At 41.7% G+C, this 22,608-nt stretch carries 3 protein-coding genes; all 3 read left to right on the plus strand.

Features of this window, described 5'->3' with window-relative positions; translation table 11 throughout:
- The 3 genes from V7K15_RS20730 (at window position 1) to V7K15_RS20740 (ending at window position 22,579) form a co-directional block, all read left to right on the plus strand.
- The gene (locus V7K15_RS20730) at window positions 1-7,629 is read left to right on the plus strand and encodes an amino acid adenylation domain-containing protein (protein ID WP_334908283.1); all 7,629 of its coding nucleotides are present in this window, start codon (window positions 1-3) and stop codon (window positions 7,627-7,629) included.
- Between the two features lie 8 nt (window positions 7,630-7,637).
- Window positions 7,638-11,921 (plus strand): beta-ketoacyl synthase N-terminal-like domain-containing protein, encoded by a 4,284-nt coding sequence (locus V7K15_RS20735; RefSeq protein WP_442949703.1) that lies wholly within the window; start codon window positions 7,638-7,640, stop codon window positions 11,919-11,921.
- Window positions 11,922-12,025: 104 nt separating this feature from the next.
- Window positions 12,026-22,579: an amino acid adenylation domain-containing protein gene (locus tag V7K15_RS20740; protein ID WP_334908287.1), complete on the plus strand. Its 10,554-nt coding sequence runs from the start codon at window positions 12,026-12,028 to the stop codon at window positions 22,577-22,579.
- The last annotated feature ends 29 nt before the right edge of the window (window positions 22,580-22,608 follow it).

Raw genomic sequence — 22,608 nt, forward strand, 5'->3', positions numbered from 1 at the left:
ATGACTAACAGCACCCTGGAATTCATTCGTCACCTGACAAACTTAAGTATTGACCTAGAGGCCAATGGCGATCGCTTGCGCTGTCATGCACCTGAAGGGGTATTAACTCCAACACTACGTCAGGAAATAGCTGGGCGTAAAACAGAAATTATGCTGTTTTTACAGGAAGCAAAGCAGGCTAAGACTTCTTATCAGTTGCCCATTCAAAGAGTGCTACGGGACGGTGAGCTACCTTTATCTTTTGCTCAACAGCGACTCTGGTTTTTGCACCAGATATCACCCGATGCTCGTTCTTATAATCTGCTACTAACTCTGCGGCTAGAAGGTCTACTGAATATTGTTGCACTAGAGCAGAGCCTGGGTGAACTTATTCGCCGCCACGAGATTTTAAGAACAACTTTTCCCGCAGTAGACGGGAAACCTGTCCAGGTAATTACTCCTCCCACTGACCTAACTTTGCCAGTTGATGATTTGCAGAGATTGTCAGCCCAAGAGCAAACTATCCGAATTCGACAAATAGCAGAGTCGTTTGCATCCCAGCCATTTGATCTAGCTGCTGAACTATTAGTACAATTCACCCTACTCCAACTGAGTGACCAGGAGTATGTACTGCTGTTGAAGATGCACCACATTATCTACGATGGCTGGTCTTTGAACATCTTCAACCGTGAGTTATCTCAGCTATATGCAGCTTTCACTCAAGGGTTGCCCAACCCATTACCAGAATTAACTATCCAATACGCTGACTTTGCAGTTTGGCAACGACAGTGGCTAACAGGCGAAGTCCTCGATCGGCAACTAACTTACTGGCAAAAACAGTTAGCAGATGCCCCTGTTGTACTAGAACTGCCTACAGATAAACCACGACCGCCAGTTCAGAACTTTCGAGGTGGAGTTGAGCGTTTTCAACTCGATCGCGATCTCACGCAACGCCTCAAGCAGTTGAGCCAAGAGTCAGACGCAACGTTATTTATGACTCTACTGGCAGCTTTTTTGGTGTTAATTTCTCGGTACAGTGGTCAATTAGATGTTGTTGTTGGTTCTCCGATCGCTAACCGCAACAACAAGAGCGTCCAAGAGATTATAGGGTTTTTTGCTAACACCTTAGCATTAAGGGGCGATCTCTCTGGCAACCCCAGCTTTACAGATTTTTTGGCGCAAGTGCGACAAACGACACTATCAGCATACGCTCATCAGGACTTGCCCTTTGAGATGTTGGTAGAAAAGCTACAGCCAGAACGAGATTTAAGTCGTAATCCCCTAGTACAGGTAATGTTCTCCCTCCATAACGCCCCCCAGTCTTCTTGGAATTTGCCAGGTTTAACTATCCAGGATATATCCTTACCAATTGATGAAATGGTCAGGTTTGACCTGGAAGTTCACTACTGGGAAGTTTCAGGAGCTTTGGAGGGTGTTTGGAATTACAGTGTTGATTTATTTGATGCAACAACAATTGCTCGCATAGCCCAACATTTTCAAACTTTACTCCAAGCAATTGTCGCAAATAAAGAAGCGCGAATTGCAGAATTACCACTGTTGACGATCGCAGAACGTCATCAATTGTTGGTGGAATGTAACAACACTCAAGTAGACTATTCCTCTGATAAGTGTATCCATCAGTTATTTGAGGAGCAAGTTGAACTTACCCCGGATGCTGTGGCAGTTGTGTTTGAAGGTCAACAACTGACTTATCAGCATTTGAATACTCGTGCTAACCAGTTGGCGCATTACTTGCGCTCATTGGGTGTGGCAGCAGATGTACTAGTTGGGTTGTGTGTAGAACGCTCTTTAGAGATGGTAGTAGGACTACTTGGTATTCTGAAGGCAGGTGGTGCTTATGTACCTCTTGACCCAGAGTATCCCCAAGATCGTCTTAGTTTCATGTTAGAAGATGCTCAAGTTGGGGTGCTTTTAACCCAACAGCAATTAGTAGAATCTCTGCCCGAACATCAGGCGCGTATCGTCTGCTTAGACAGCCATTGGGAAAAAATTGCTCAAAACGGTGAGTCAAACCTGGAAAACAGCGCAACAGCCGATAACCTAGCATACGTCATCTACACTTCAGGTTCTACAGGTAAGCCCAAAGGTGTTTTAGTCAATCACAATAATGTAACTCGTCTATTTGCAGCAACAAACTCTTGGTATAACTTCAATTCCCAAGACGTATGGACACTGTTCCACTCTTATGCATTCGACTTTTCCGTTTGGGAAATTTGGGGTGCTTTGCTGTATGGTGGACGGTTGGTAGTAGTACCGTATTTAGTGACGCGATCGCCCGAATCCTTCTATGAATTATTGTGTACTGAAAAAGTCACAATTCTCAATCAAACACCTTCCGCATTCCGCCAGTTAATTCAAGCCGAAATTGCGATCGCAACTGCTAGCGACTTGAGCTTACGCTTAGTCATTTTCGGTGGAGAAGCCTTAGAAATCAGGAGTTTGCAACCTTGGTTTGAGAGCCACGGCGACCAGATGCCCCAATTAGTAAATATGTACGGGATTACAGAAACCACTGTACACGTTACTTATCGTCCATTGAGCAAAGCTGATTTAAATGGTACGGCAAGTGTAATTGGTCGTCCGATTCCCGACCTCGATGTGTATGTACTGGATGAATATAAACAGCCAGTGCCGATTGGCGTTCCAGGTGAGATGTATGTTGGTGGTGCTGGGGTGGCGCGTGGTTATCTTAATCGTGTCGAACTGACACAACAACGGTTTATCTCTAACCCGTTTAGCAACAACCCTCAAGCGCAACTATATAAAACAGGGGATAAGGCGCGTTATTTACCTAATGGCGAGTTAGAGTACTTCGGGCGCATCGACAATCAAGTGAAAATTCGGGGCTTCCGCATTGAGTTGGGAGAAATCGAGGCGGCGCTAACACAACACTTGGCTGTGGGGGAAACTGTTGTAATCGTCCGAGAGGACGAGCCTGACAATAAACGTCTGGTAGCATATATTGTCCCTGACCAAAAGTATGCTTTTCCAATTTTACAATTACTTCGTTTTCAAAACAAAAGTCTGCTTAATGAAGGGTCACTCTATAAATTGCCGAATGGCATGATGATTGCCCATCTGAATAAAAGCGAGACAGAATTCGTCTACAAAGAACTTTGGGAGGAACAGGCTTATTTAAAACACGGCATCACTATCAATGAAGGAGATTGCATCTTTGATGTGGGTGCCAATATCGGTCTGTTCACACTCTTCGTAGGTCAAATATGTAAAGATGTTTCTATTTACGCATTTGAACCAATTCCGCCTGTTTTTGATCTGCTACGCATAAATGCTGAGAACTATGGCTTAAATGTAAAGTTATTTAATATTGGCCTTTCCAACGAAACAAAGAATGATACTTTTACATATTATCCTCAACTTTCGGTCATTTCGGGGCGTTTTGCTGATGCAGATCAAGAGCACGAGACGGTCAAATCCTTTTTGCTCAATCAACACAATATTGTAGCAAATGAGACAGAAATATCGAGTCAAGCAATTGATGAATTGTTAGCTGAACGATTACAGAGTCAGCAATTCACTTGCCAGTTAAGAACAATTTCTGATGTGATACGTGAGCATGGCGTTGAGAGGATCGATTTTCTGAAAATCGACGTGGAGAAAAGTGAGCAGGATGTGCTGTCTGGCATCCAGCAAGAAGATTGGCAAAAGATCCAGCAGATAGTTGTAGAGGTTCATAACATTAATGGCAGGTTGGAGGAGATTGCAACCCTGCTTAAAAAACATGGATACGATCTAACTATTGAGCAGGATACTTTACTAGAAGATACTGTACTCTACAATATCTATGCTAGACGACCATCCATAAACCAGTACCTCCTAGAAGAGCTTGGTAGCAGGTTAGTCAGTGATAGTGTAAAACCGACCTGGAACAATGTAAGTTTATTAGTCAGTGAGCTTCGCAGCTTCCTACAAAAGAAGTTACCAGAGTACATGATACCAAGTGCTTTTGTGCTGCTGGAATCCTTACCCTTGACTTCTAACGGCAAAGTAGACCGCCGCGCCCTACCAAAACCAGACTTAAACAGCACACTGCTAGAAAAATATGTAGCCCCGCGCACACCCATTGAGGAAATTTTGGCACAAATTTGGGCGCAAGTCCTCAAAGTAGAGCAAGTTGGCATTTATGATAACTTCTTTGAACTAGGGGGACACTCGTTACTAGCAACTCAACTACTCTCGCGCATCCGCAACATTTTCAAATTAGAACTACCATTGCATAGCTTGTTTGCAGCAGCAACAGTTGCCGAATTCACGCAAGAGATTAAGAAGTTACAGCAACAAAACCTAAAACTGTCCGCACCACCTATCTTACCAAGGGTAAGTGATGCTCAATTACCACTATCATTTGCTCAACAGCGTTTGTGGTTTTTAGACAAGTTACAGCCGAATAGCGCCTTCTACAACGTACCCATAGCTTTACGTTTAGTAGGAACTCTCAATCAAACAGCGCTACAACAAAGCTTACAAGAAATTATTCATCGCCACGAAGCTTTACGCACCAACTTCATCACAGTTGATGGACAAGCAACTCAAGTTATCCAAACTCAGACGAATTGGACAGTTTCAGTAGTTGACTTAAACCATTTACCTACACTTGTACTGAGCGAAGTCGAAGTAACCGAACAAGAAGATGCTTTACGGCAATTAGCAAAACAACAAGCTGTTCAATCGTTTGATCTAGCAACTGAACCATTAGTTAGGGCGACATTAATCGTACTGTCCCAGACAGAATACGCCTTATTAATGTGTATGCACCACATTGTCTTTGATGGCTGGTCAGTAGGTGTGTTTCTCCAAGAACTAGCAGAATTGTACAATGCTCATTCTCAAGGTCAATCCCCATCGTTGACCCCACTGCCGATTCAGTACGCAGATTTCGCCATTTGGCAAAGAGAGTGGTTGCAAGGAGATGTACTGCAAACCCAACTCTCGTACTGGCAACAACAACTAAAAGATGCACCTGCTTTATTGTCCCTACCTACAGACCGACCCAGACCAGCTTTGCAGACTTTCGCTGGGGCATATCAACAGTTTGCACTCTCAGTTGAGTTAACTGATAAATTGGTAAAACTGAGCCAGGAGCAAGGTTGTACTCTCTTTATGACGCTGTTAGCAGCTTATGATACTTTGCTTTATCGCTACACAGGGCAAGAAGATATTCTGGTGGGTTCGCCAATTGCTAGTCGCGATCGCTCTGAGATAGAAGGGTTAATTGGCTTTTTTGTCAATACTTTAGTCATGCGTTCTAACTTAGCAGACAACCCCACTTTTAGCGAATTACTCCTTCGTGTTCGAGAAGCAGCGTTATCCGCGTATGCTCATCAGAATTTGCCATTTGAAATGCTGGTAGAAGCATTGCAGCCAGAACGGAATCTCAGTCATTCCCCTCTGTTTCAGGTAATGTTCGTCCTTCAAAATGTTCCTATTTCTCAATTAGAGTTGACTGGGTTAACTATTAGTCCACTGATGGTAAAAAGTACAACTACCAAGTTTGATCTGACCTTAGTAATGGAGAACACTGCCACTGGACTGGTGGGAGTATGGGACTACAACACAGATTTGTTTGATGCTAGTACCATTGAGCGCATGACTGGTCATTTTGTCACATTGCTTGAAAGTATTATTACTAACCCAGAACAGCTAATTTCGCAATTGCCTCTGCTGACACAAACTGAGCAACAGCAGTTACTTGTCGAGTGGAACGATACTCAAGCAGATTATCCACAAGATTTGTGCATCCATCAGTTGTTTGAGGAGCGGGTTGAACGTACTCCAGATGCAGTAGCAGTGGTGTACGAAAATCAACATCTTACATACGGTGAATTAAACTGCCGTGCTAACCAGTTGGCGCACTATCTCAAGGCTTTGGGAGTGGGAGCAGATGTGCTGGTAGGCATTTGTGTAGAACGCTCAATAGAAATGGTGGTGGGACTACTAGGCATTCTTAAGGCGGGTGGAGCATACCTGCCACTTGACCCTGAGTATCCTACTGAGCGTTTGCGCTTTATGCTAGAAGATGCTCAAGTTCCAGTTTTGTTGACCCAGCAGCGACTCGTTGATAGATTAGCCCAGCAGAAAGCACATCTTCACTTCGACTTCGCTCAGTACAAGGTCTGTTTAGATACTGACGCTGAGGCGATTTCTCAGTTCAATCAAGACAATCTCATCCTTGAGGTACAAGCAACTAATTTAGCTTATGTAATTTATACTTCTGGTTCTACGGGAACACCAAAAGGTGTGATGATTCCCCATAAAGGATTGCTAAATTTGGTGTTCTGGCATCAACGTACTTTTAAAGTTACTTCATCAGATAGAGCCACTCAGCTAGCAGGAACAGCATTTGACGCTGCGGTATGGGAATTATGGCCTTACTTAACTGCGGGAGCAAGTATTTACTTAGTTAAATCTCAGCTACTTAGTTCGCTATTGAAGCTACGAGACTGGTTGATTTCAAACAAGATTACTATCAGTTTTCTGCCAACACCATTGCTACAGGAATTATTATCTTTGGAATGGCCGATTGAAAGTTTGGCGTTGCGAACCGTACTGACTGGAGGAGATAAGCTTCAGCAGTATCCATCAGATTTAATCCCCTTCCAAGTAGTGAATAATTATGGCCCAACTGAGAATACTGTTGTCACAACTTCCGGGCTGGTAGTTGCCAAGGAGCAAGAACAGATATCACCGAGCATTGGAAAAGCGATCGCTAATACACAAGTTTACATCTTAGACGCAAATTTACAACCAGTGCCTGTGGGTGTGCCAGGAGAGTTGCACATTGGTGGTGTTGGGTTGGCACAAGGCTATCTCAACCGTCCAGAACTAACTCAGGAAAGATTTATCAGCAATCCCTTTGCTTCTGGTCGCCTCTACAAAACCGGGGATTTGGCACGTTATTTAACAGATGGCAACATTGAATACCTGGGGCGCATTGATAATCAGGTAAAAATTCGGGGCTTCCGCATTGAATTGGCAGAAATAGAAACAGTACTGGGTCAACATGATGATGTGCAGATATGTTGCGTCATCCCCCGTGAAGTCACTCCGGGTAACAAGTGTTTAGTCGCATACTTAGTGTCACAAAAAGATGTGCAACTTACAACAGACGACCTGCGTCAGTTCCTCGGCGATAAACTGCCTGGGTATATGGTGCCAAGTGCTTTTGTGATATTAGAGTCCTTACCTCTGACACCTAACGGTAAAGTAGATCGTCGCGCTCTGCCTAACCCAGATTTACAACAGGAACTGTCAGATTATGTAATACCAAATACAGAAGCAGAAAAAATCATTGCTAGCATTTGGCAAAAAGCATTAGCAGTAGAAAAGGTAGGGATTTATAATAATTTCTTTGAACTGGGAGGTCATTCGTTATTACTAGTAAAAATTAATCAGCAACTGCAAGAAGAATTTGGTTTAGAATTATCAATAGTTGATATGTTTAATTATCCAACTATACATAGCTTAAGCGAATATTTAATTACTAAGACTCGTAAAGAAAATACAGTCAAGCAAAATAACCATCATCCTCAATATCATAGTAGAATTAAAGGTTTAAGAAATCAACAATTGGAATCCAGACAACAATATCGCTCTCAGAAGAAAAGGTAAAAATGACAATGAGTTTGGTGCATAACAATAATGAGTTTAACAATTCAGAAATAGCAATAATTGCTGTTGCAGGTAGATTTCCAGGCGCAAAAGATATTGACTCATTTTGGCAGAATCTACGAGATGGGGTGGAATCTATATCTTGTTTGACAGATGAAGAATTGATAAATTCTGGCGTTTCCCTAGATTTGCTGAGTAATCCTAATTATGTAAAAGCTAGTTCTGTGCTATCAGACATTGAATTGTTTGATACAAATTTCTTTGCTTATAGTGCAAAAGAAGCTGAGTTAATAGATCCACAACAACGTCTATTTTTAGAATTGGCTTGGGAAGCTGTAGAAAAAGCTGGTTATGACTCGCAAACCTACAATGGTTTAATCGGAGTTTATGGTGGTGTAGGGATGAGTGGGTATTTGCTCAATAATCTTTACCCTAACCATCAATTATTAGCAACAATTGACCCTATTCAATTAGTATCTTCCAATGATAAAGATTTTTTACCTACACGAGTTGCATATAAACTCGATTTGACTGGACCCGCAGTAAATGTGCAAACAGCCTGTTCTACTTCTTTGGTTGCTGTTCATGTAGCTTGTCAAAGTCTCTTAAATGGTGAATGTGACATAGCTTTAGCTGGTGGAGTTACTCTGGGCATTCCCCAAAAAATAGGTTATTTGTATCAAGAGGGAATGATTCTTTCTCCTGATGGACACTGCCGTACTTTTGATGCTAAAGCACAAGGAACAATTCCTGGTAGCGGTGCTGGTATTGTGGTATTGAAAAGATTAAAAGATGCGATCGCAGATCGGGACTACATCCATGCAATCATTAAAGGCTCGGCCATTAATAATGATGGTGCAATGAAGGTGGGCTACACTGCTCCTAGTGTTAGTGGTCAAGCAGCAGTGATTGGCGAAGCTCAAGCTGTAGCTGGTGTAGATGCCGAAACAATTTCCTACATTGAAGCTCATGGCACAGCTACACCCTTGGGAGATCCAATTGAAGTTGCCGCTTTAACTCAAGCTTTTAGTCAAACTACGGATAAAAAAGGCTTCTGCGCTATTGGTTCGCTAAAAACCAACTTAGGACATTTGGATACAGCAGCAGGTGTCGCAGGTTTGATTAAAACAGTATTAGCACTGCAAAATAAAATGCTGCCTCCTAGTTTGCACTACCAGACACCTAATCCCAAAATTGATTTTGCCAACAGTCCTTTTTATGTCAATACAAAATTGACTGAATGGAAAACAAATAACACTCCTCGTCGTGCTGGGGTTAGTTCCTTTGGTATAGGAGGTACTAATGCTCATGTCATTTTAGAAGAAGCACCTCTACAAGTCAAAAGTCAAAAGTCAAAAGTCAAAAGTGAATATTTTCTGTTATGTCTATCGGCTAAAACTGCAAATGCTCTTGAAAAGGCAACAGCTAATTTAATCACGTATTTAAAAAAGAATCCAGAACTGAACTTGGGGGATGTAGCTTATACCCTCAATAGTGGTCGTCGGGGTTTTAGTTACCGACGGATGTTAATTTGTCAAGACTTAGAAGATGCTGTCAAAGGTCTTAGCAGTTTAGCAGCCCAACAAGTTCCTACTAACTATACAGAGATTACAGAACGCCCTGTTGTCTTTATGTTTCCCGGACAAGGTTCTCAGTACGTCAACATGGCGCGGGAAATTTACGAAACCCAGACAGTATTTAGAGAACAAGTTGATTATTGCTCAGAAATTCTTAAACCTTTACTAGGGCTGGATTTACGTCATATTCTTTATCCCAGTGAATCAAATATCGAGCAAGCATCTCAGCAACTTCAACAAACAGCCGTTGCTCAACCTGCTATTTTTGTCATTGAATACGCCCTAGCTAAATTATGGCAGTCATGGGGAGTCGAGCCACAAGCTGCGATCGGTCACAGTATTGGCGAGTATGTAGCAGCAACTCTAGCAGAAGTCTTTTCTCTAGAAGATGCCTTATCTCTAGTAGCAACACGCGGACAGATGATGCAGCAACTGCCCACTGGGGCAATGCTTTCGATTCCCCTGCCCGCAGACAAGATAAAATCCCTGTTAGGTGAAGAACTTTCTGTTGCTGCGATTAATCAACCCTCGCGGTGTGTAGTTTCCGGTTCCATAGCAGCAATAGATACACTACAAAATCAGTTAGCTGCTCAAGGGATTGAATGTCGCCGTCTGCATACATCCCATGCCTTCCATTCGCAGATGATGGAACCAATCTTAAAGGCATTTGCAGAGCGAGTCAAAAAAGTTACTTTAAATCCTCCAAAACTTCCTTATATCTCCAACCTTACTGGTACTTGGATTACAGTCAGCCAAGCCAGAAATCCTGACTATTACGCTCAACATCTGCGTTCTACAGTACTGTTTGCCTCTGGTGTAGAGAAATTATTGGCAACACCTGAGCAAGTCTTACTAGAAGTAGGGTCAGGACACACACTAGCTACATTAGTCAAGAGACATCCAGATAAAGCAACTACACAAACAGTCTTAACTTCGGTACGTCATCCTCAAGAAAAACAATCCGATATTCGTGTTCTATTTAAAACATTCGGTCAACTTTGGTTGGCTGGGGTCAAAGTAGATTGGTTTGGATTTTATAGTCAGGATGAGTATTATCGTCTTCCCTTACCAAGTTATCCCTTTGAACGTCAACGTTATTGGATTGACCCCCCACAAAAACAAGCTTGGGGACAATTGCAAACTTTACCTCAAACATCGCAATTGTGGACATCGCTTACACAAGCAGGTCAAAAGCAAGCAAGTGTGAGAAATGCAGAACTCAACGAGTTAACCTATCAACAGAACAGACAATGGTTGGAACGTTTATGTACAGCCTACATTAACTCTACATTTCAGCAATTAGGAGCTTTTAGCAATCCCCAAGAAAAATATTCTTTGGAGAGTTTGTTGGCACAATGCCATATTTCTCCTCGTTATCAGCAATTGTTGTCTAGATGGTTACAAATATTAGTTGAGCAAGGACAAGTACAAGAACATGAGGGATTATTTACTGGGCTAACACCATGTTCACAAAATTATATTCATGAACATTTAGCAGAAGTTAGATTAAGGTTTGCTGCTTCATCTTTAGTCAATTTAGATTTAGTGCAACGCTGTGGTGAAAATTTAGCTGCTATTGCTGTTGGTGAACAAGAACCATTGGAGATTTTCAATGAACTCGTTTACCAAAAACAAAATAACGGTTCAAATTTAGAAGGGAAAAATAACGGTTCACATCCAGAATCTTCCTTAAATACTTACTACAACTCTATCTTGCACTCAAGCTTGGAACAGGTGGTCAGGTTATTGCCATCATCTGTTCACCTGAGACTTCTGGAAATCGGTGGGGGTACTGGTTTATCTACGCAAGCATTATTACCTGTGTTGCCGCCCAAACAAACCGACTATACTTTTACTGATATTGGTAGTGGCTTCTTGACTCAAGCTCAAGAAAAGTTTAAGGAATATTCATTTGTTGAATATCGATTACTAGACATAGATAAGTCGCCAACTGAGCAAGGGTTTGAAAAGTATAGCTTTGATGTAATAGTAGCTGCTAATGTATTGCACGCAACTCGAAACATAGATCAAACCCTCAACCATGTACGCTCTTTATTAGCTCCTGGTGGTTTCCTCTTACTGTGGGAAATAACTCAGCCGAAAATTGACTTTGATATTAGTTGGGGTCTGCTGTTAAAACCTCTAAACGATAAAAGACGCAGCCCTGGTCAGCCTTTTATTATCCTAGACCAGTGGTTTGAAGCACTACGCGCTCAAGATTTTGTTCAAGTTGCAGCTTTTCCTGAAACTGAAGCGATTGAGCATCAAATTATTATGGCTGTTGCTTCTGCATCAGCCGCATTTAGCAGAAAATCTGGGCAAAAAGAGACTGACACCAAGTTAGATACTTCATTACAAAGAAAGCCGGATATTATTCAGTTAGAAAAATTATCTGCACTCCATTCAAGACCCAATTTACCTAATTCTTATGTGGCTCCTCGTGATGAGATTGAGCAAAAAATTGCCGATATTTGGCAAGAATTATTGGGAATTAAACAGATAGGAATTTATGACAGTTTTTTTGATTTAGGAGGAGATTCTTTAATAGCTGTTCAAATTATATCCCGGCTAAAAAATACTTTTTCTATTAAATTAACTGTAGCAAGTTTACTTGAGTCTCCCACAATAGCTGAAATAGCACCAAAGCTAGGAAACCAACAACTAAAACAAAATACTAAGAGGGGTATGATTGGTAGAGAAAAAATAGAAATATGAGCAACCTGAAATAGGTTTAATATAAATATCTAACCTGAGAAAATAAGTTGTGATTAGCACGCACATTCTGCTGAAATCGTTGACAATATAAAGGACATGATTCTATGAATCTCAAGCAATTTATAGTAGAACTCTCTAATCAGGATGTGGAGTTGTGGGTTGAAGGCGTTAGCGGAGCGCCTCTGGAAGAGGTTCGCTTGTGCGTTGATGCTCCAGAAGGAGTATTGACACCAGAAACTCGTGACTTATTAGCTAAAAATAAAGCAGAACTTATTTTGTTACTGAAAGACAAAAATGTAGATATCGATACAGATTTAGTCCTGATTAAAACTGAGCGTCCTCAGAACTTACCTCTGTCTTTTGCTCAAGAACAACTTTGGTTAGTAAACCAATTAGAACCAGACAACCCTTTCTATAACGAACAAGTATCTCTAAAACTTCACGGTCATTTGAACATCGTGGCGCTAGAGCAAAGCTTCAATAAAATTATCTCTCGCCACGAAATCTTACGTACCAACTTCTGCACCATCAACGAGCAGCCAGTCCAAGTAATTGCTGACAGCTTAACTTTAAGTGTACCAGTAGTAGACTTAACAGAATTACCTGAAAGTGAAAGAGCGATCGCTTGCCAAAAATTAGCCGCAAAAGAAGCTACTCAACCCTTTGATCTTGCTAATTCTCCGTTAATCCGAGCTTTTGTGATTAAACTTAGAGAAAGAGAACACGTTTTTATACTCACAATACACCACATTGTCTTTGATGGTTGGTCAATGGGTATAATTATGCGGGAATTAGCAGCTATTTACTCAGATATCTGCAATAATTTGTCCCCAGAGCTACCTGAGTTACCAATTCAGTACGCCGACTATGCTATTTGGCAACGGCAATGGTTGCAATCAGATGTACTGCAAACCCAACTTGACTACTGGAAGCAACTACTTAAAAACGCTCCCACCTTATTAGAATTACCCACAGACAGACCAAGACCAGCGATTCAAACTTTCCAGGGTGCAACTCAATATTTAGAAATTTCAAAGCAACTGAGTCAAAAGCTTGCCAATTTCAGTAGGCAAGAGGGAGCCACCCTATACATGACGCTGTTAACAGCTTATGTTACTTTACTTTATCGGTATACAGGCTCGGATGATATTGTAGTAGGTACGCCCCTTGCTAAACGCGATCGCACCGAACTTGAAGGGTTAATTGGCTTTTTTATCAATACTTTAGTATTACGTACCGATTTATCAGGCAATCCCAGCTTTCAGGAATTACTTCATAGAGTGCGGCAGGTAACACTGGAAGCTTACGCTCATCCAGACCTCCCCTTTGAGGAGTTAGTCAAAGCATTGCAGCCACAACGCGACCTCAGCCATACACCCCTGTTTCAGGTGATGTTTATCCTCGAAAATGCGATCGCGTCTGAAGTAGAAATGAGTGGGTTAACTGTCAGTTCATTTGCGACAGAAAGAACAATTGCCAAGTTTGATTTAACTCTATTCATAAAAAACACTGCTAATGGACTAGTAGCTGCGTGGCAATACAACACAGACTTGTTTGATGCGCCTACCATTGAGCGAATGGCAGGCCATTTTGTGACCTTGCTAGAAGGTGTTATTGCCAACCCACAGCAGCAAATTTACCAATTGCCCCTGCTGACAGAAGCCGAACAGCGAAAATTACTTGTTGAGTGGAACGATACTCAAACTAAGCATCCTATTGATAAATCTATCCATCAGTTGTTTGAGGCGCAAGTGGAGCGTACACCCGATGCAGTGGCGGTGGAGTTTGGCAATCAACGACTAACCTACGATGAATTAAACTGTCGTGCTAACCAGTTGGCACATTACCTAAAGTCTTTGGGAGTAAAAGCAGATGTGCTAGTTGGGTTGTGTATTGAGCGTTCCTTAGAAATGGTTGTAGGGCTGTTAGGTATTTTGAAAGCGGGTGGTGCTTATGTACCACTCGACTCAAACTATCCTCAAGAGCGTTTGGCTTTCATGTTAGAAGATGCTCAAGTTTCAGTGTTGCTAACCCAACATTCTATCCTAGACAGATTGCCCCCAAATCAAGCAAAGCAAGTCTTTTTGGATACTGACTGGCAACTGATTTCCCAGTCGAGTCAGGACAATCTTATCTCTGGCGTACAGACTATTAACTTAGCTTATATAATTTACACGAGTGGTTCTACAGGCCAACCTAAAGGTGTAGCCCTTAATCAACTTGGTCTTTGCAATCTGATCTTGTGGCAACTTCAAAATCAGACAATTTGTACTGGACTAAAAACCCTGCAATTTGCTCCTATCAGCTTTGATGTCTCCTTCCAAGAAATGTTTTCTACTTGGTTTTCGGGAGGCACATTGCTGTTAATTACAGAGGAATTGCGCCGTGATGCCTTGGCTTTATTAGGTTTTCTCGAAGAAAACGCTGTTGAAAGATTGTTTCTTCCCTTTGTTGCTTTACAGCAATTAGCTGAAGTAGCTGTTGGTGGTAAATTAGTTGTTAGTCATCTACGAGAAATTATCACTGCTGGGGAACAGTTGCAGATTACTCCGGCGATTTCTCAATGGTTGGGCAAACTAGGTAATTGTATTCTGCACAATCATTATGGGCCATCGGAAAGCCATGTAGTCACTACTTTTACACTAACTAATTCAATAGACACTTGGCCGCTACTTCCTCCAATTGGAAAGCCAATTGCCAATACACAAATTTATATTTTAGATAAATATTTACAGGCTGTACCCATCGGTGTGCCAGGAGAGTTGTACATCGGTGGTGTCGCTTTAGCTAGAGGCTACCTCAACCGTCCAGAGTTAACACAGGAAAAATTTATTCCGAATCCATTCAATAATTCAAAATTATATAAAACTGGGGATTTGGCACGCTATTTATCAGGTGGCAATATTGAATACTTGGGACGCATTGACAACCAAGTAAAAATACGCGGTTTTCGCATCGAGTTGGGGGAAATTGAAGCAGCATTAAGCCAGCATAGCGATGTACAAGCCTGTTCTGTCATTCCCCGCGAAGATACCCCTGGTGATAAACGCCTAGTTGCTTACGTGGTAGCACATGAAGACTCTACATCCACAGTTAGTGAACTGCGGCAAGCCCTGAAAGCAAAGTTGCCAGATTACATGGTGCCAAATGCTTTTGTCATTTTGGATTCCCTGCCAGTGACTCCTAGCGGCAAAGTAGACCGCCGCGCTTTGCCAGCACCAGATTTAAACAACGAAATTACAGACAAATATGTTGCCCCATGTAACCCAATTGAAGAACTGCTAGCACAAATTTGGGCGCAAGTGCTGAAAGTAGAGCAAATAGGTATTCATGATAACTTCTTTGAACTTGGGGGACATTCGCTACTAGCAACGCAACTGGTTTCACGTATCCGCAACATTTTCAAAGTGGAACTACCATTGCGTGAGTTGTTTACCAACGCAACAGTAGCCCAATTGGCGCGATCGCTTGAGCAGTTACAGCAACATGACTTAGAATTGTCTGCACCGCCCATTCTACCAAGAGCCAAGAATACAGATATACCACTGTCTTATGCTCAACAGCGTTTGTGGTTTTTAGACCAGTTTGAACCGAACAGCCCCTCCTACAACATTCCTTTGGCTTTGCGTTTAGTAGGAACTCTCAATCAAACAGCCTTAGACCAAACCTTACAAGAAATTATTTATCGCCACGAAGCGTTACGGACAAACTTCATTACAGTTGATGGAAAACCAACTCAAGTTATTAGGGAACAGGGAACTCTTAACAGGGAGCAGACAATAATATCAGTTGTTGATTTAACCCATTTAACCACAAGCGAACAAGAAAGCGCTTTACAACAATTAGCGCAACAAGAAGGCATTCAAACTTTTGACTTGGCGAGTGTTGCATTAATCAGGGCAAAATTACTAGTTCTGAATGAGACAGAACACATCTTGTTAGTGTGTATGCACCACATTGTCTCTGATGGTTGGTCGATGGGTGTTTTTCTCCAAGAACTCACAACGCTGTACAATGCTCATTCTCAAGGTCAATCCCCATCGTTGACCCCACTGCCGATTCAGTACGCAGATTTCGCCATTTGGCAAAGAGAGTGGTTGCAAGGAGATGTACTGCAAACTCAACTCTCTTACTGGCAAGAACAACTAAAAGATGCACCTGCTTTATTGTCCCTACCGACCGACCAACCAAGACCTGCTGTGCAGACTTTTGTTGGCTCACATCAAGAGTTTGCACTCTCAGTTGAGTTAACTGATAAATTGGTAAAACTGAGCCAGGAGCAAGGTTGTACCCTCTTTATGACGCTGTTGGCAGCTTATGATACCCTGCTTTTTCGCTACACAGGACAAGAAGATATTCTGGTAGGGTCGCCAATTGCCAACCGCGATCGCCTGGAAGTTGAATCATTAATTGGCTTTTTTGTCAATACCTTAGTTATGCGTAGCGATTTAGCAGGTAATCCAAGCTTTAGTGAATTACTGGCTCGTGTTCGAGAAGTGGCGTTGTCCGCGTATGTTTATCAGGACTTACCTTTTGAAAGGCTGGTAGAAGCATTGCAGCCAGAACGGGATCTAGGTCATACACCACTATTCCAAGTGATGTTTGCACTTCAGAATGCGCCTATGTCTCAACTAGAGTTAAATGGGTTAAGTATCAGTTCTTTTCTAATAGAAAGTAAAACAGCCAAGTTTGACTTAAATTTATCAATGCAGAACACTGCTGATGGGTTGGTGGGCGTGTGGGAGTACAATACTGATTTATTTGATGCCAGCACTATCGAGCGGATGACTGGGCATTTTGTGACATTGCTTGAAGGTATTGTTACTAATCCGCAGCAGCAAATCTCACAATTACCACTGTTGACAGAAGTTGAGCAACGACAGTTACTTGTTGAGTGGAACAATACTCAAGTAGACTATCCCATTGATAAGTGTATCCATCAGTTATTTGAGGAGCAAGTTCAACGCACCCCGGATGCTGTAGCAGTTGTGTTTGAAGATCAACAACTGACTTACCACCAATTAAATTGTCGCGCTAACCAATTAGCACATTACTTGCAGTCTTTGGGTGTAAAATCAGATGTGCTAGTGGGATTGTGTGTAGAGCGATCGCTAGAAATGATAGTGGGATTACTGGGTATTCTCAAGGCGGGTGGTGCTTATCTGCCACTCGATCCAGAATATCCTCAAGAACGCTTGAGCTTTATGTTAGAAGATGCTCAAGTTGGGGTGCTGCTGACACAACAGCAACTTCTGGAAAAGTTACCTGGGCATCAAGCGCAGGTTCACTTCGGCTTCGCTCAGTGCCAGGTATGTTTAGATACTGACTGGCAATTGATTTCTCAGTCAAGTCAGGATAATGCAATCCCCGATGTGCAAGCAACTAACTTGGCTTATGTGATTTACACTTCTGGTTCTACAGGCAGACCCAAAGGGGTAACGATCGCACATGGCGCGATCGCCAACCACTGTTGTATTATTCAACAAGCTTACGCACTTGGAAAGAGCGATCGGGTACTCCAGTTTGCCTCAATCAACTTCGATACCTCATTAGAACAGATATTTCCCACACTAATAGTTGGTGCTACCTTGGTACTCCGAGGCTCAGATGTATGGACTCCGACAAACTTCCAAAAAATAATATCGGATTTCGGGCTTACTGTTGTTAATCTGCCAACAGTCTATTGGCAACAATTGGCTCAAGAATGGGTCAAAACACAAGTGTTAGATACCAATAACCAACTGAGACTTGTGATTGTTGGTGGAGACGTAATGTTACCCGAATATGTTACCGTTTGGCAAAAAAGCTCAATGTCTTGTGTTCGTCTGGTCAACGCTTATGGACCCACAGAGACGACTATCACCGCAACCCTGTTTGAAATTCTTCCCCAGTTGAGTGAAGACAGTAATCTAAGAAAAATACCTATTGGTCGTCCCCTACCTAACAGGACTGTATATATTCTAGACAAGTATTTACAGCCTGTTCCCATTGGTGTACCAGGAGAATTGTACATTGGTGGTGTGTGCTTGGCAAAAGGCTACCTCAATCGTCCTGAGTTGACACAGGAAAGATTTATCACTAACCCCTTTGGTTCTGGTCGCCTCTACAAAACTGGGGATTTAGTACGCTATTTACCGGATGGTAATATCGAATACATTGGTCGCATCGATAACCAAGTGAAGATTCGCGGTTTCCGCATCGAACTCGGAGAAATCGAAGCAGTCCTCAACACCCATCCCCAAATTCAACAAGCTGTAGTCATTGTCAGAGAAGATATTCCTGGTAACACTTGTACTGAGCGACTTGTGCCGAGCGGAGCCGAGGTAAGTCGAAGTAAACGCTTAGTTGCTTATGTAGTCAAGAGTGATGAATCCCTCACCAGCAACCAACTGCGGCAATTCCTCAAGCAACAGCTACCAGAATATATGGTTCCAAGTAGCTTTGTCACTTTAGAGAACCTACCATTAACACCTAACGGCAAAGTAGACCGCAAAGCACTACCAACACCTGATGGGGAAATTAACCGGGAAGATGAATACGTAGCACCACGTACAGCTATAGAACAAACTTTAACCAATATCTGGCAACAACTGTTACTTAAGGAAAAAGTCAGCATCCACGACAACTTCTTTGAAATTGGTGGCGACTCCATCCTCAGTATTCAAATAGTTTCTCGTGCCAAAAACTCAGGAATACAAATCACTCCCAAGCAAATATTCCAAAACCAAACTATCGCCGAACTTGCTAAGGTTGCCAATACAACAGTGAGTGTTGAGTGTAAACAAGGTATAGTGACTGGAGTAGCACCCCTCACACCAATTCAACGCAGATTCTTTGAGCAAAATAAGCAAGAGTCACACCACTATAACCAATCAGTTTTATTGCAAGTTCCAAATCATCTACAAAGTGAATTAATTGCAATAGCCGTGAAAAAATTACTAGAGCATCACGATGCTTTGCGTTTAAGATTCACATCCGTTGCAGATAAATACAAACAAATAAATCAAGGGTTAGATGATAGCGTACCATTTGTGGTAGTTGACTTATCATCAACATCTAAAAAAGAACAACCACAAGCCCTAGAAAAAATCGCCACAAGATATCAAGCAAGTTTAAACTTGTCAACAGGGCAAATAATACAAGTAATAATGTTTAATTTGGGTGATGATAGTGATGCGAGGTTACTAATTATTCTTCATCACTTAGCAGTAGATGGTGTAAGTTGGCGAATTTTATTACCAGACCTAGAAAGAATTTATCAACAATTAGTTACTCAAAAACCAATTGAACTCAGTGCAAAAACTACAGCATTTATTGATTGGGCAGAGAAGTTAAATAATTATGCCAAATCAGAAATTATCAAACTTGAGTTAGACTATTGGCTGACTCAACCTTGGTCTAAGATAACACCCCTACCATCAGATTATGCTGAAATTCAAACAGAAAATACAGTAAGTAGTACTGCTCGTGTGTCAGTAAAATTAAGTCAACAAGAAACCCAAACTCTTTTGCTATCAGTCAACGAAGCTTACAATACACAAATTAACGATATATTACTAAGTGCATTAGTAGTTTCCATAGCAGAGTGGACGGAAAATTCAACAGTACTAATTGACTTAGAGGGACATGGCAGAGAAGAACTATTTTCAGATGTAGACTTATCACGGACGGTAGGTTGGTTCACTAGTTTATTTCCCGTATTATTGCAACTGCCTTCAATCAACCAGCCAGAAGAAATTATTAAATCAATCAAAGAACAATTACGAGCAATTCCTAATCGTGGAATTGGCTACGGTATATTGCGTTACTTGTGCAAAGATAAGACTGTTAAAGAACAAATACAAGCAATTCCTGCTTCCGAAATTAGCTTTAACTATCTGGGACAATTTGACCAAGTAGAATCAGAAACTGGTTGGAAATTTGCGCCTGAATCTGCTGGAGCTATCCACAGCTTAAAGCAAACTCGTGACCATCTATTGGATATTAATGCTGTGGTAGTAGCAGGTGAATTACAAATTGATTGGACTTACAATAGTCACGTTCACACCCATGCCAGAGTAGAGAAATTAGCACACAGCTATATTCAAGCGATCGCGTCAATCATAGAACATTGTCAGTTAGCAGAGAATAGAGGATATACACCGAGTGATTTTCCTGAAGCACAGTTGAATCAATTACAACTGGATGAGTTATTAAGTCAATTGCCAACTAAAAACATTGAATCAATTTATCCACTTTCTCCTTCACAGCAGGGAATGCTTTTCGAGACTCTAGCTGCTTCTGAGTCAGGGATACATCTTGAGCAGTGTATTTTAAACTTGCAATTTGCAGAATTTGACTCATTAGCCTTTGAAAGAGCTTGGCAGCGTCTTAGCGATCGCCACTCAGTTCTCAGAACAGCTTTCATATGGGAAGATCAAGATGAGCCATTGCAAGTTGTACTCAAGGAAGTGGAAATTTCACTAGAGCAGCAAGATTGGCGTGGACTTTCTCTATCCCAGCAGCAAGAAAAATTAGCAACCTATCTGGGTGCAGACCGACTGCTTGGTTTCAACATGACTAAACCACCATTAATGCGTTTTGCACTTTTTCAAGTAGACACAAATACCTATCAATTCATCTGGACTTCTCATCACATTCTTACAGATGGTTGGTGCGTGCCTCTGATCTTCAAAGAGGTTTTCGCATCCTACGAGGCATTCAGCAAAGGTGAAGATTTATTACTGGAACCCAGTCATCCCTACAGAAATTATATCGTCTGGCTTAAACAGCAGGATTTATCACAGGCTGAGGCATTCTGGCGGAACAAACTTCAGGGTTTCAAAAGCCCAACCCCATTAGGAAGAGAAGCTGAACCTGTTAATTTTTCTGACCAGGAAGAACGGTATGGTGAACAACAAGCCAGCTTGCCAGCTTCGGCAAAAGAAGCTTTACAGTCTTTGGTACGGCAACATCGCTTGAGCTTAAATATTCTAGTTCAAGGCGTTTGGGCTTTGCTGTTGAGTCGGTATAGTGGTCTCGAAGATGTGGTATTCGGCGCGACTTTCTCTGGTCGTCCCCCGGAATTGGTAGGGTCTGAATCCACTTTAGGTCTATTTATTAATACCCTACCGATGCGGCTTTTGGTTTCTCCCCAAGCATCACTTTGGTCTTGGCTTAGAGATATCCAAGATCAAGGCTTTACGCAACGAGATTATGAATACTGTTCTCAAGGACAAATTCACGAATGGAGTGAAGTACCCGGCTCATTACCCCTTTACGAGAGTCTTCTAGTTTTTCAGAACTATCCAATCGATTCATCGGTAAAACAATCTGCAAACCATGAGAAGAATCAATCTCAGACTCGTTCTATAGGCGCACAAACGAAATATGCCCTCACTATTTTGGTTAGCCCAAGTTCAGAGCTAGATTTTCGCATCATCTATCAGCGATCGCGTTGTGGCAATTCGGCTATAACTTTGATTCTGGAGCATTTTCAGGCTTTGTTGAACAGTATTATTGACTTTCCAGAACAGCACCTGGGAACACTGATTGAAAGAATTTCGGCAGATCAAATTCCGCAAGTTAAACCGCCTCAGAAACTTATTCCAAAAGAAGCGCGAAAGGGCTTTAACGAACCTAGAAATCTCTATGAATTTCAACTGGTACAAATTTGGGAAGACATTCTGGGCATTCATCCTGTCAGCATACAAGATAACTTCTTTGAACTTGGGGGTCATTCCCTTTTAGCTGTCCGTCTCATGTCCCAGATTCAAAAACACTTCCAGATAAATTTACCTTTAGCTATTTTGTTCCAATATCCCACTATTGAACAACTAGCACATTTTCTGGATTCTTCAACAGATCCTTTACCTTGGTCTGCCCTAGTCCCTATTAAAAATAATGGCAATCAACCACCTCTGTTCTGTATTCATCCTGGTGGGGGAAATGTTCTTTGCTATCATAATCTTGCTTATTATTTGAGTTCAAAACGACCATTCTATGGACTACAATCTTTTGGTTTAAATCCAAAGAATCAGCCTCATACTAGTATTGAACAAATGGCAACTCACTATATCCAAGAGTTACAAACTGTTCAACCTCATGGCCCTTATTTTCTCTCTGGCTGGTCTTTTGGTGGTCTGGTAGCTTTTGAAATGGCTCAACAACTTTCCCAGCAAGGTGAACAGATAGCTCTGTTGGCTCTACTAGATACTTCTCCACCTGTTCTCATGATCAAAGAACCAATAGACTATGCTTTTCTATTAGTAGAGTTCTTTAAAGAACATTTAGACCTTTGTTTAGAGGAACTGCGGCAATTTGAACCAGAGGAACAGATAAATTATGTCTTGGAACAAGCCAAACAGAAAAATATAGTTCTAGAAGGTTTTGATTTCGATCAAGCTCCCCTGATTCTGAAAATTTCCCAAATCAACGCTCAAGCCATACAAAATTACAAAGCTCAACATTACTCAGGCTCAATTGTTCTATTTAAAGCTAGTGAGACTGATGCAGACTTTGAATTTGGCTGGAGTGAACTTGTAGAACATATAGAAACTGTTGTAGTTCCTGGTAATCATCTAAGTATGGTGAAAATACCTCATGTCCAGACCCTAGTTCAAAAATTCCAACATTTTATTGAACAAGCACAGAGTAATCAATCAATAGACATCCACTAAAAAACTATGTAGAGACGCTAAATCTGCGT

Source organism: Nostoc sp., from assembly GCF_036919815.1.
Lineage (GTDB): Bacteria > Cyanobacteriota > Cyanobacteriia > Cyanobacteriales > Nostocaceae > Nostoc.

What these genes read in the sequence shown, in the direction of transcription:
- V7K15_RS20730 (WP_334908283.1), top strand. Translation starts at nt 1, where the DNA reads ATGACTAACAGCACCCTGGAATTCATTCGTCACCTGACAAACTTAAGT.
- V7K15_RS20735 (WP_442949703.1), top strand. Translation starts at nt 7,638, where the DNA reads ATGAGTTTGGTGCATAACAATAATGAGTTTAACAATTCAGAAATAGCA.
- V7K15_RS20740 (WP_334908287.1), top strand. Translation starts at nt 12,026, where the DNA reads ATGAATCTCAAGCAATTTATAGTAGAACTCTCTAATCAGGATGTGGAG.